The 11,966-nt window shown below is 68.5% G+C and carries 13 protein-coding genes; 7 read left to right on the top strand and 6 right to left on the bottom strand.

The window, feature by feature from the left end; translation table 11 throughout:
- Nucleotides 1-35: 35 nt before the first annotated feature.
- Nucleotides 36-269, top strand: coding sequence for a VOC family protein (locus HDA44_RS26945; RefSeq protein WP_238352558.1), 234 nt, complete (start codon nt 36-38; stop codon nt 267-269).
- A 228-nt stretch (nt 270-497) separates the two neighbouring features.
- Here HDA44_RS26945 and HDA44_RS26940 read toward each other — a convergent pair whose 3' ends face one another.
- Both HDA44_RS26940 and HDA44_RS26935 read right to left on the bottom strand, forming a co-directional pair.
- Entirely contained in the window at nt 498-728 is a 231-nt protein-coding gene (locus tag HDA44_RS26940; protein WP_184839071.1) for a hypothetical protein, read from the bottom strand.
- A 191-nt stretch (nt 729-919) separates the two neighbouring features.
- On the bottom strand, nt 920-1,684 hold the full coding sequence (locus HDA44_RS26935; protein WP_184839069.1) for an SDR family NAD(P)-dependent oxidoreductase: 765 nt from the start codon (nt 1,682-1,684) through the stop codon (nt 920-922).
- A 130-nt stretch (nt 1,685-1,814) separates the two neighbouring features.
- On the opposite strand from HDA44_RS26935, the gene HDA44_RS26930 reads away from it, so the two are divergent.
- The 3 genes from HDA44_RS26930 (at nt 1,815) to HDA44_RS26920 (ending at nt 4,685) form a co-directional block, all read left to right on the top strand.
- Complete coding sequence (locus tag HDA44_RS26930) at nt 1,815-2,435, top strand: MarR family transcriptional regulator (protein ID WP_337906460.1); 621 nt, start codon at nt 1,815-1,817, stop codon at nt 2,433-2,435.
- 72 nt (nt 2,436-2,507) lie between these two features.
- On the top strand, nt 2,508-2,873 hold the full coding sequence (locus HDA44_RS26925) for a VOC family protein (protein ID WP_184839067.1): 366 nt from the start codon (nt 2,508-2,510) through the stop codon (nt 2,871-2,873).
- A 114-nt stretch (nt 2,874-2,987) separates the two neighbouring features.
- A complete protein-coding gene (locus HDA44_RS26920) occupies nt 2,988-4,685 on the top strand; it encodes a protein-arginine deiminase family protein (protein WP_184839065.1) in 1,698 nt (565 codons plus the stop codon).
- On the opposite strand, the gene HDA44_RS26915 is transcribed toward HDA44_RS26920, so the two are convergent.
- Entirely contained in the window at nt 4,636-5,121 is a 486-nt protein-coding gene (locus HDA44_RS26915) for a GNAT family N-acetyltransferase (RefSeq protein WP_337906458.1), read from the bottom strand. The two genes, HDA44_RS26920 and HDA44_RS26915, sit on opposite strands and share 50 nt — an antisense overlap.
- Nucleotides 5,122-5,168: 47 nt before the next feature.
- Here HDA44_RS26915 and HDA44_RS26910 point away from each other — a divergent pair, with 47 nt between their 5' ends.
- A complete protein-coding gene (locus tag HDA44_RS26910) occupies nt 5,169-6,818 on the top strand; it encodes an LCP family protein (protein WP_184839062.1) in 1,650 nt (549 codons plus the stop codon).
- A 129-nt stretch (nt 6,819-6,947) separates the two neighbouring features.
- On the opposite strand, the gene HDA44_RS26905 is transcribed toward HDA44_RS26910, so the two are convergent.
- The 3 genes from HDA44_RS26905 to HDA44_RS26895 form a co-directional block, all read right to left on the bottom strand.
- A complete protein-coding gene (locus HDA44_RS26905) occupies nt 6,948-7,715 on the bottom strand; it encodes an SDR family oxidoreductase (RefSeq protein WP_184839060.1) in 768 nt (255 codons plus the stop codon).
- 251 nt (nt 7,716-7,966) lie between these two features.
- The gene (locus HDA44_RS26900; RefSeq protein WP_184839058.1) at nt 7,967-8,680 is read right to left on the bottom strand and encodes a VOC family protein; all 714 of its coding nucleotides are present in this window, start codon (nt 8,678-8,680) and stop codon (nt 7,967-7,969) included.
- Between the two features lie 62 nt (nt 8,681-8,742).
- The gene (locus HDA44_RS26895; protein WP_184839056.1) at nt 8,743-9,321 is read right to left on the bottom strand and encodes a TetR/AcrR family transcriptional regulator; all 579 of its coding nucleotides are present in this window, start codon (nt 9,319-9,321) and stop codon (nt 8,743-8,745) included.
- A gap of 96 nt (nt 9,322-9,417) precedes the next feature.
- Here HDA44_RS26895 and HDA44_RS26890 point away from each other — a divergent pair, with 96 nt between their 5' ends.
- The gene (locus HDA44_RS26890; protein ID WP_184839054.1) at nt 9,418-10,995 is read left to right on the top strand and encodes an ABC-F family ATP-binding cassette domain-containing protein; all 1,578 of its coding nucleotides are present in this window, start codon (nt 9,418-9,420) and stop codon (nt 10,993-10,995) included.
- Nucleotides 10,982-11,941: a Vgb family protein gene (locus HDA44_RS26885; RefSeq protein ID WP_184839052.1), complete on the top strand. Its 960-nt coding sequence runs from the start codon at nt 10,982-10,984 to the stop codon at nt 11,939-11,941. The genes HDA44_RS26890 and HDA44_RS26885 overlap by 14 nt, the downstream gene beginning before the upstream one ends.
- Nucleotides 11,942-11,966: the final 25 nt, after the last annotated feature.

Genomic DNA, 11,966 nt, shown 5'->3' with positions numbered 1-11,966 from the left:
CGCCGCCCGGCTCCGACGTACGAGGTGTCGGGCTGGTGATCGAGCTGCGCGACGACGTGGCGGCGAAGAACGCCGAGCCCGGGCGCTACATCGTGAACTTCGCGGTCGAGGACATCGAGGCGACCGCCGCCCACTTGCGTACGCTCGGGGTGGAGTGGCTGGTGCACCCGGAGGATCGTGGGGTGGGGTGGTTCGCGACGCTGGTGGACCCGGACGGGAACTATGTCCAGTTGATCCAGCTGAAAGCCGAGTATTACGCCAATAAGTGAGAAAAGTTCGCACCGGCGCTGGGGGTGCCGGTGCGAACTGGTATTTCTCGGTGCTTGTTCAGGCGTTTAATTAAGAAAGTGGCGGCAAGCGAGGGGCAGAACGCCCACGCCCGCTTGCCGCCCCTGGCCGGTGCCTTTGCTGATCGAGGTGAGGCGCTCGACCTGGCCGGGTTCCGCGGTGGGTTGTCTGGTGAGGTACGGAACGAGGAAAGGTACCGGGATCTTTTCTCAGCGGGGAGCTACGTCCCACATGCGCTCGCCGGGCAGAGGGTCGGGGAGCTTGTCGACGGCGGGCATCGGGTCGTTCGTGACCCGGAGACCGGCGAATCGGCGGCTCATGGCGTCTGCGTACCGCTCGGCCAACGCCGGCTCGGCGTTGTAGTCGGCGATGACGTGCTCACCGAACCAAACCCGCACGCGTCGGCGCTGAACGGTCTGGGTGGCGGTGGCGGTTGTCACTGGTCCTCCTGGCTGTTACTTCGAGGTGGTCGGCCTGGAAAACGCGGGCGAGCGCGGTGCCGGTGCGCCGTGTTGTGTTCACCGTCACGTCAGATCCAACGGAGAACGCCGAGCCGAGGTCACGCCCGAATCCGGAATTTCTCGGCTTTTTCGGACCACCCGGAACCCGAATTCTTCGTCCGTGTGTTCGATTACTGAAATGGACCACGGACGGAGACGCCGCCGTCGAGTACGAGCTGCTGCCCGGTGACGTACGCGGCCGCGTCCGACCCGAGGTAAACGACCGCCTGCGCGACCTCCTCCGACCGCCCGAGCCGGCCGACCGGGATCTCCTCCACCACCTCCGTGCCGTCGCCCGCGTTCGCCACCGCGGTCGCGATCGCGCCCGCCGCCGCGATGTTCATCCGGATGCCGTCCCGCGCGTACTCGGCGGCGACCGTCCGGGCCAGACTGAGCAGGCCGGCCTTCATCACCCCGTACGCGGCCTGCTCCGGCGCCGCCATGAACCCGGTGACCGAGCCGACGCTGACGATCGTGCCGCCGGTGCCCTGGTCGAGGAAGACGCGCAGCGCGGCCCGGACCGCGCGGGCGACGTACCTGAGGTTGACCTCGTAGATCGTGTCCCAGTCCTCGTCGGCCATCTCGTGCAGCTTCACCGCCGGCACGAACGCGACCTGCCCGCCGACCACGGTGACGAGTACGTCGAGTCCGCCGAGCCGCTGCACCGCGGCCGCGATCATCGCGTCGACATCCGCCGCCGACCGGACATCACCGGACACCGGGTACGCCGTACCGCCAGCGGACCGGACTGCCGCCGCGGCGGCCGCGGCGCGGTCCGGATCAAGGTCCGCGACCAGCACCGAAGCACCTTCGTTGCCGAGGGCTTCGGTCGTCGCGCGGCCGATGCCGCCACCACCGCCGCCGATCACCAGGGCTCGTTTGCCGGACAGTCGCATGGGTGGAGCGTAGGCCGCGAGAGGTCCCAGGCAAGGTCGCAGGAGAGGTCGCGGTCATGTCATGAGATTCACAGGGATTCCTCAGGTAAGACACGCCGAAGCTGTCAGAAGCGGTCCGTACGCTGGAGCTGTGACCATCGAAGACGCTGGAATCAGGCCACTGACCGAAGGACCCGCGGAGGAGCGGATCGAAACGGCTCTGGTGGTGCCTGAGCGGGTCCTCGGCGGCGTGGTCGCCGCTCCGGTCCGGCCGGGCCCAGCGGGTCTGGCGGCGGTTCAGACCGAGCACCTGATCGGTGACGTCGGCGACGCGCTCCGGCTGCTCGACGCGATGGAGCGCGTCCGCGGCCACGCCCACCCGTTGATCCTCGGCCTGCAGGACGCGGTCGGGATGAAGATGCCGGCCGCGCTCGTACTGAACGCGGTCGCCAACGGCCGCAACACCCCCGGTGAGGTGGCGCGGCAGGTCGGGATCACCGCCGGCGAGGCCGAGCTGGCGATCGCCGACCTGGAAGCGCTCGGCATGGTCCGGACCACGCCTGAGCTGGCCGTCACCGGCATGGGCCAGGCGCGGCTCTCCCAGCTCGACGGCCTCACCGTCCGCGTCCTCGACGTCGTCACCGGCATCCTCGGCCCGACCGACGCCGCCCACCTGGTCCGTCTCCTGCACACCGTCGCCGACGGCCTGGAGTCCGCCGCGGTGGCCGCCGCCGTGAACCCCGCCCTCCCCCAAGCCGCCCTCCGCAACTGATCCCCTCGAGCTGTCGAGAACGGGGTGATGGCGCCGACGTTACTGGTGTCAGCTAGTAGAGGAGGGAACGGGATGTTGCAGGACAGTAAGGCGTTCAGTGGGTTTTCGGTGGATGACGTCGCGGTGGCGAAGGAGTTCTACACGCGGACGCTGGGGCTCGAGGTCGGCGAGGAGCACGGCATGCTGCACCTGCGCGTCGCGGGCGGCACGCCGGTGCTGGTGTACCCGAAACCGGATCACGTACCGGCCGAGTTCACCGTGCTCAACTTCCCGGTGCCGGACATCGATGCGACAGCCCAGGCGTTGACCGAGCTGGGCGTGACCTTCGAGCGGTACAACGACAAGCAGGACGAGCTCGGCATCTTCCGCGGCGGCGGCCCACTGATCGCCTGGTTCAAGGACCCGGCAGGCAACGTACTGTCGATCATTCAGCAGTGAGGGCGATCCCTTCTCCGCCCACGGGTGGAGAAGGGATTTTCTCGCGACCACTGCTCTCGCCGGCGGAAGTGGGGCGCGACTGCCGCCGTCCCGGCGCCGCGGTTGACGGCGGATGTGAATCGGGACGGGCTGCTTACTCGTGCCGATGACGCGGGGAAGCACGGTTGGACCGATGGGCGTGGCGCGATCTTTCTGCCGAATCTTGATGATGACGAGCATCGGTGTACGGTCGCGCCGGCCGAGCTCGATGCGCCCGGACGAGCCGTCGACGACAAGCTTGCCGCCTGCAACGATGCCGCCGACGACCGGATCAACGGCCCCCGCGACGCGGCCGATCTGGCACCACTGACCCTCGATGCCGAACGCAACCTCTCCGCCAACGCCACGGGCACCGTCACCATCGCCCCTGCCGACAAGGCACGGATCTTCGTGAACGGGCACGCCCGGAACGCCTTGACCGCGGATCAGCTGCGGCGCGGTGTTCGACTTCAGCTTGAAGGGCGGGATGTTCTTCGGGATCCGGCAGTGTGGGACGGGCAGATCACCGTCACGGTGAGTGTTGCCGACAACGGCCGCACCGCCACCGACTCGGTGCGGATGCGGGTCGCCCCGCTGATGCTCCAGAACGATCTCCAGCCGGCGCAAACAGTACTGGCCGCTCAACCGGCCAAAGGGCAAGGCTGGTGGGGAAGCACACCCCCGTACCAGCCTGGCGCTCCCGGTGACTGGCCAGAGTTCGCCAAAACGTTGCGGACGGCAACGAAAGGCCGTGAGCTGCGCTTCCTGAAAGGTACGCCGGACGGCTGGAAGGACATGTGGGCGCAGGACACCTTCGAGCCGGCGACCGTGAGTATGCCGACCGTCGGCGGTACGCACACGATGCGCATCCTGATCCGTTCCGGCAACCTCTGGGACCTCCCGGAGAAGAACACCCCGCGCCCGGCCGGACGGCTCCTGTACCGCGATCTGCGCGGCCCGGACATCGGTGTCGTGCAGCAGTTCGGCGACAACCAGGCGGCCGGCGTCGACGACCTGCTGAACATGGGCGGCAATATCGAACTGCTGCCGCCGTACCCCGGCTATCCGCACGGCCGCGTCTACTACGGGTCAGGTGCGCGGCGCCCCGACCCCGCGTTCCTCAAGCTGATCACCGGCCAGGGCTACCAGTCGCCGATCTCGTACGACACCTCCTGGCTGCTGGTCGGTCACGCGGACGAGACCGTGCACGTGGTCCGTGCGAACAACGCCCGTGGCTGGACCCTTGCTGTCGCCGACCCGCGCCTCGCCGTACGCCTTCTGCGCGATGTACAGCGCCAAGGTGGCGGCAGTCAGCAACTGTTCGCGGACACCAGGTCGACGCGCAAACCAACGGTCGACGAGCTCCTGAGCGGCAGGCTCACCGACAACGAGGCAGCGGCGAAGCACATCGACGATCAACTGGCCATCCTGCTGAAGGCGACCGGTCTGCGTACGAGCGAACTGGTCCGGCTGCCGGTGTTCTTCGCCAACATGCCCGGCTACAACCGGCTCAAGGCACTGACTCCGGATCTGGTGAACGGTCTGTCCGTCACGGACCGTCAGTTCGCGGCACCCGACCCGCATGGTCCGCGACTGAACGGACGCGACGTGTTCCGGCAAGCGACCGAGCAAGCACTCGCGAAGAACGGCGTCCGGGTGCACTGGGTCGAAGACTTCTTCTGGGCACACCTCGGTGGCGGCGAGGTGCACTGCGCCACCAACGCCCTCCGGGATACCCGCGAAGCTACGCCTTGGTGGTCCGGAAACGGAGTGTCGGGAATCGTGTCTCGATGAAACCGAGGTCGCGGTAGAGGTCGATTCCGTCGTCGGTCGCGTGCAGCTCGACCTGGCCGACGGCGGCCTCGTCGCGGAACCAGTCCATCAGTGCGACCACGCAGGCGCGGGCCAGCCCGCGCCGCCGGAAATCCGGCTCGGTGCTGACGTTGTACAGGTGACCGCGGACGCCACTCTGGTCGTACGGGCCGGGCGCGTGCGCGTCGACGCTTCCGGCCGCTCCCGCGACCACTCCGGCGACCGGGTCCTCGGCGACGTACGCCGCGAACGTGTCCGGCGATTTCAGCTGATCGGCGAACCAGTCCCGTGCTGCGAGCTGCCACGGTGTGTCCGGACCACCGACCTCGTTACCCATCGCGGCCAGCATCAACGCGCGTAAACGGACCAGGGACTCCGCGTCGGCCGGCGTCGCCCGCCGTACCTGAATGTCGATCACCTTGTCGATGATGCCAACTTTTTCACTGCGGGGTTGGTCGTAGCAGCATGGCCCCGAGCAGAGCCCAGCGAGCCGCGCGCGGAACCCGGGCACGTCGAGCGAGAACGCGGCGACGGTCCGCGATCACGGCGCTCGCGATCGCGGTCATCGGTGTGCTGGTACCGGGGACGGCATACCTGGCGGCGCGACGTACGCGGCTCGGCGCGGTGGTGACGGGAATCACCTTCGCGGTGTACGGCGCCGCCGCGTACGTCGCGCTGCGCAAGCGGGATGTGGTGGTTGCGTGGGGACTCGATGCGAACCGGCTGCTCTGGATCATCGGCGGACTGATCACGGTCGGCGTTGTCTCGGTGATCGTGCTGGTCACGTCGTACAAGATGCTCCGGCCGATCACTCTCGTACCCACATCGCGCTTGTTCGGCTCGCTCGTCATCGGCGTGGTCTGCTTCGCGCTGGCGGTCAGTACGGCGAGTGGTACGCAGAAGCTGCTGGCACAGCGCGAGCTGGTGCGGGTCTTCGCGGGCGACGGTGCGAAGAGCCAGACCCGGCCGACGATCGCCGCGAACAAGGACGTCTGGCAGCAACTGCCACGGCTCAATCTGCTGTTGCTCGGCGCCGACGACGGGGAGGGCCGGGACGGTGCCCGGACCGACTCGGTGATGGTCGCGAGCATCGACACCAAGACCGGCAACACCTCGCTGATCTCGCTGACCCGGAACTTCATGCGGATGCCGTTTCCGGCCGATTCGCCACTGCACCGGAAGTTCCCGACCGGCTTCTGGGATCCGAAGCTGGGTGACGTCGAGCAGCCGGAGTTCTACCTGGACGCGATGTACCGGAACATCCCGAAGAAGTACCCGGGCATTCTCGGGCCGTCGGACAACGAGGGCGCGGACGTACTCAAGGTGTCGGTCGGCGCGGCGCTCGGGCTGAACATCCACTACTACGTACAGATCAACCTGGCCGGGTTCGCGCAGGTGGTGGACGCGCTCGGCGGGATCACGGTGAACATCAACTACCCGGTTCCGGTGGGTGGGAACGATGACAAGAACATCCCGCCCAGTCGGTACCTGCAACCTGGGCCGAACCAGCCGCTGAACGGGACCGATGCGCTCTGGTTCGCCCGCGGCCGCTACAACGTGCCGACCGCGGACCTGGCTCGGCAGGCCCGGCAGCGCTGCACCTTCAAGGCGATCGTCGAGCGCGCGACACCGCAGAACGTGCTGGCCAACTACGAGTCGATCGCCAAGGCCGGGGAGCAGTTGATCCGTACGGATGTGCCGCAGAACTTGCTGAAGCACCTGGTCACGCTTGGGCAGCGGGTGAAGACCGGCAAGCTCGCGAACATCGACCTGAACAAGCAGAAGAACTTCCCGAACGGGCGGAATCCGAACTACGCGGGGATGCGCGCGATCGTGGCGCAGGCGGTCAACTCGGCGGGGCCGGCAGCACCACGCAAGACCACGACCGTGCCACCGTCGACCGCGGCCCAGCCGCGCAGGACTACCACCGTGCCGCCGTCGACAGCGGCCCAGCCGTCCACGCAGCCGTCGACCACACCATCGACCGAGCAGTCGGCGAAGCCGAGCACCAAGCCGAGCACCAAGCCGTCCACTCAGTCGTCCACCGGTTCGTCGGCCAAGGACACCGGCGATCTGACGTCGGCCTGCGCCTACAACCCCGGCCCGCCCAAGTAGACTCCCCAAACCGGATCGGGGAGCGCAGCCACCCAGTTCGGGCAGGTGTTCCACCCCAAACCGGTTTGGGGTGGAACGGCCCAAACCGGTTTGGGGCGTCGGGTGCTCAGCGGACGCGCTTGGTGCAACTCAGGCGTAGCGGATGCCGAGGCCGCCGTCTACTGACCAGTTGGCGCCGGTGACGAACGCGGCCGCGTCGGACGCGAGGAAGCAGACGACTTCGGCGACGTTCTCCGGGGTGCCGATCCGGCCGAGTGGGTGTACGCCGAGCGCCTTCTCCCGCTCGCCCGGGATGGTGTCGAAGAACTCCTCCAGCAGATCAGTGGAGATGTAGCCGGGACTGACCGCGTTCACCCGGACGTCGTACGCGGCGACGTCGAGGGCGAGCGAGCGGGTCATCCCGACCAGGCCCGACTTCGCCGCCGCGTACGGGAACATGCCCGCGGTCGTCAACTGGGAGTGGATCGAGGCGATGTTGACGATCGATCCGCGCCGGTTGTCGATCATCGGCTGCAGCACCTGGCGGGACATCAGGAACGCGCCCTTCAGGTCGACGTCGAACACCGCGTCCCACTCGGCCACCGACATCTTCGCCGGGTCGGCGTACGAGTTCTTGCCGGCGTTGTTCACCAGTACGGTGGCCGGCCCGCCAAGGTCGTCGGTCAGCTTGCCGACGGCCTGCCGTACGGACACCTCGTCGGTGATGTCGCCGACCGCGGCCGCCACCTTCGCGCCGCTCTCGGCCAGGTCCGCGGTGGTCGCGGTCAACGCGTCCGGGAGGATGTCGATCAGCCCGACCGCGGCACCCTCAGCCGCCGCCTTCACCGCGACCGCCCGGCCGATCCCGCGCGCCGCCCCCGTCACCAGCACAACCTCGTTCGCCAACCGTCCGGTCACCAACGCCTCCTCACCTAGCCGTCCCCAAAACCCTAGCCGGAAGCAACAGTCCATTTCAGACGTTCACCCCCGAACCAACGGACGCACATTTCAGGGGTTCACCTCCGACCTTGTCCGTTCACCACCCGCATGCGGGTGGTGAACAGACCGTTTGAGCGGTGAACCCCTGAAATGGACCCGGGCCTGGGCCGGGGGGTGAGGAAGGCCGGCGGAGGTGCCGGGGTGCCGGGGGCGGGGGCGGGGGCGGGAGGTTAGCGGGGGGTGAGTATGCAGAACTCGTTGCCGTCGGGGTCTGCCAGGGGGATTGCGTCGGGGCCGTGTTGTCCGGTGTTCAGGCGGCGGGCGCCGAGGGTTAGCAGGCGTTCGACTTCGGCCTCGGCGTTGCCTCCGGGCGGTGGTGCGACGTCGAGATGGAGGCGGTTCTTGGGTGCTTTCGGCTCGACCGGCGGGCCGCCCCAGCTGATCTTCGAACCGCCCTGCGGCGACTGGATCGCGGTCTCCTCGTCCTGGTCCCAGACCAGCGGCCAGTCCAGCGCCTTGCTCCAGAAGTACCCGACCGCTTGCGTACCGTCGGACGACAGCGCACCGATGGTCGCGGTGTTCGCGAGGAAGTTGTTCCCCGCGGCGATCACACAGAACTCGTTGCCCTCCGGATCAGCCAGCACGACATGCGTGATCTCCGGCCCCTGCCCGATGTCGAGATGCCGGCCGCCGAGCTCCAGCGCCCGTGCCACCGTCGCCTGCTGGTCCTCCGGCGTCTGGCTGGTCAGGTCGAAGTGCATCTGGTTCGGCCGGTCCTTGATCGCGTCGCTCGGCAGGAATCGCACCCGGAAACCCGCGTTCCCCTCGGTCAGGTACACCCCGTCGTCCTCGGCGACCTCCCGCCGCAGTACGCCGCCCCAGAACCGCGCCAGCGCGGCCGGGTCCTTCGCGTCGAAGGACAGGGCGTGCAGGTTGAGGCTCATGGGGTCTCCGATCAGCTGGGACTGCCACCGTAGGTCGGTCCCGAGGCCGGTCGCAAAGGGAATTAACCGACTGAAGCGGCGGCGATTCGCGCGAAACGATCGGCCGCGGATCGGGGCAGCGGGCGGCGGAGCAGTACGAGCTGGTGGTACAGCGGCGCGGTCGCGGTGAGCAGGAGTTGCCGCGCGTCGGTACCCGCCGGGATCTCGCCGCGCGCAACGGCTCGGGTCACCACGAGCGCGCTGCGGGCGTACCGGTCCTGCCAGAAGGTGGTGAGCGCGTCGGCGGCTTCCGGCGTACGAAAGGATGCCGCGATCACCGCCTGAGTGATCGACGGCCGCGCGGTGAGCGCCGCGTGCACCTCCCGGTTGAGCGCGATCAGATCACCTTCCAGCGAACCGGTGTCGGGCGGCTGCCACGAGTCGTCGCTGCCGGCTTCAAGCAGGTCGACCAACAGTCCGGCCACGCTCTTCCACCGCCGGTAGACGGTCGTGCGGTGTACGCCGGACCGCGTCGCGACCGCATCGATGGTCAGCGCGTCGTACCCGTGCTCGGCCAGCTCGGCCTCGACGGCGGCGAGTACGTCTGACCGGACGCGGGCGGTCCGTCCACCCGGCCTGGTTGCGTGATCGGTATCGGTCATGGCATGATCTTAACGCAACAGTCGTCGCATTAGGGAGTAGCCAGTGATCTTCTGACCCGCCGTTCGCCATCCCGAACCCGCGTCAGGAGGATTCCTATGTCTACCCAGCTGTCCCTGCACGACCTCACCAAGTCCTACGACCACCGCCTGGTCCTCGATCGGATCACCTGCGCCTTCCCGCCGGGACAGGTCAGCGGTCTGATCGGCGAGAACGGCTCCGGCAAGTCGACGCTGCTCCGCGTACTCGCCGGGCTCGAAGCGCCGACGGACGGTACGGCGACCGCCGCCGGAAGCGTCGGCTACCTGGCGCAGGACAACCCGCTGCCGCTCGACCTCGACGTGAAGGCGCTGGCCGACCACGCACTGGCCGACCTGCGCCGGATCGAGTCCCGGATGCGCGAGCTGGAAGGCCTGCTCGCCGCCGGGCGTACCGAGGTCCTGACCGAGTACGGCGAGTTGCAGACCGTCTTCGAGATTCGCGAAGGGTACGACGCGGATGCACGGTTCGCGCGGGCCACGTACGGGCTGGGGCTGAGCGCGCTGCCCGGCGAGCGCCGGCTGGCCGAGCTGTCCGGCGGTGAGCTGGCGCGGTTGCACCTGGCCGCGGTACTCGCGTCGTCGCCGGAGATCCTGTTGCTCGACGAGCCGACGAACCATCTGGACGTGTCGGCCGCGACCTGGCTCGAGGACCACCTGCGGTCGCGGCGCGGTACGACGGTTGTCGTGTCGCACGACCGGGCGTTCCTGGAGCGGGTCGCGTCGACGCTGTTCGAGGTCGACGGCGACACGCATCGCATGACCCGATACGGGAACGGGTTTCAGGGCTACCTGCAGGAGAAGGCGGCCGAGCGGGCGCGGCTCGAACAAGCCCGGCAACTGTGGGAGGACGAGGTGGCCGAAACGCGGGTGCTCGTCCGGACCACGGCCGACCGGGTCGCGTACGGGCGGCCGATGAAGGACAAGAACAAGGTCGCGTACGACCGGCAGACCGGCCGCGTCAACGAGGCGGAACGCAGCAAGATCCGGAACGCGAAAGAACGCCTGCGCCGGTTGGAGGCTGATCCGCCTCCCGTGCCCGCGAAGCCGTTGCGGTTCAGTGCGTCGATCCGTACGACCGGTGAACCGGCCGGGCTGGATGCGGTCGGCGTCGCGGTCGCCGACCGGTTGCTGCCGGTGTCGCTTGAGGTTCCCGCCGGCGGTCGGGTGCTGATCACCGGGCCGAACGGTGTCGGGAAGTCGACGTTGTTCGATGTACTCGCCGGGGTGATTCAGCCGGACTCCGGGTACGTCAAGCGGCGCGGGCGGATCGGGTACTTGCGGCAGGAAGAGGATGAGTCGCGGCCGGACGAGACGTTGCGTACCGCACTTGCGCGGCATCCGGGTGCGGCCGGGCTCGGGTTGTTCCGGGTGGATCAGTCGGCGACGCGGGTCGGCGCGTTGTCGACCGGTCAGCGGCGGCGGTTGGCGTTGGCGCGGGTGCTGACGCAGGCGTACGACGTGTTGTTGCTGGATGAGCCGACCAACCACTTGTCGCTGGTGTTGGTGGAGGAGTTGGAGGCGGCGCTCGATCAGTACGCGGGTGCGCTGGTTGTGGTCAGTCACGACCGGCGGTTCAGGTCGCGGTGGCGTGGGCCGGTTGTCGAATTGGAGGAGCACGTTCGTGTCGGTTCGTGAGTATGTGGTCGGTGCGGCGGGTGATGGGCCGTACGGGGTGGTGGTCGCGGGTGACGAGGTGTGGACGACGCTCGTGCACGCCGGGCGGGTCGCGACGCGGTCGGGCCGGGTCGTCGAGCTCGGGGCGCCGGAGTCGCGGCCGAGCGTGATCGTGACCAGTCCGGACGGCGCAATCTGGTTCACCCGCAACGGCGACGACCAAGTCGGCCGGATCACCCCGGCCGAAAGCGAGTCCGGCGGCGAGGCGCCTGACGCGTCGGCGGGGTCGGCGGGCGTGTCGGCATCGTCGGCGGGCGTGTCGGCGGGGTCGGCGGGTGTGTCGGCATCGTCGGCGGGCGTGTCGGCGGTTGAGGTTGTGGGGGCGCCGTACGGGTTGTGTGTTGGGCCGGATGAGGCGTTGTGGTGCACGTTGATGAGTGGTGATGCGATTGGGCGGATCACCACGGACGGCGAGGTCTCGACGTATCCGGTGGGTACGACCGGAGCGTTTCCGGCCATGATCACCTCCTTCGCCGGTGAGCTGTGGTTCACGCTCAACCAGGCAAACGCGATCGGCCGGATGACGACCGCCGGCGACGTCACCACCTATCCCCTACCGACCGATTCAGCCGGCCCGGTCGGGATCAGCGCGGGACCCGACGCCGTCTGGTTCACCGAGCTCCTCGCCGACCGCGCCGGCCGGATCGCCGCGGACGGCACGATCCAGGAGTTCGCCCTGCCGGCCGGTTCCAAACCGCACGCCGCCGCGGCGACACCCGACGGCGGGTGCTGGATCACGCTCTGGTCCGCCGCCAAGCTCGTCCGGCTAGATGCCGACGGCAACGTCACGCGCGAGTACGCCCTCGGTGACGGCGCCGAGCCGCATGGTCTGGCGATCGCGCCAGACGGCTCGGTCTGGGTGGCGCTGGAGAAGGGTTCTTTGGCTCACATCCAGCCGGATGGGTGAGGAGGTTCACTCGGCGGAGGGAGGA

Origin of the sequence: Kribbella solani, assembly GCF_014205295.1 — a bacterium.
GTDB classification, from domain to species: domain Bacteria; phylum Actinomycetota; class Actinomycetes; order Propionibacteriales; family Kribbellaceae; genus Kribbella; species Kribbella solani.
This window is presented reverse-complemented; position numbering and strand designations above follow the sequence as displayed.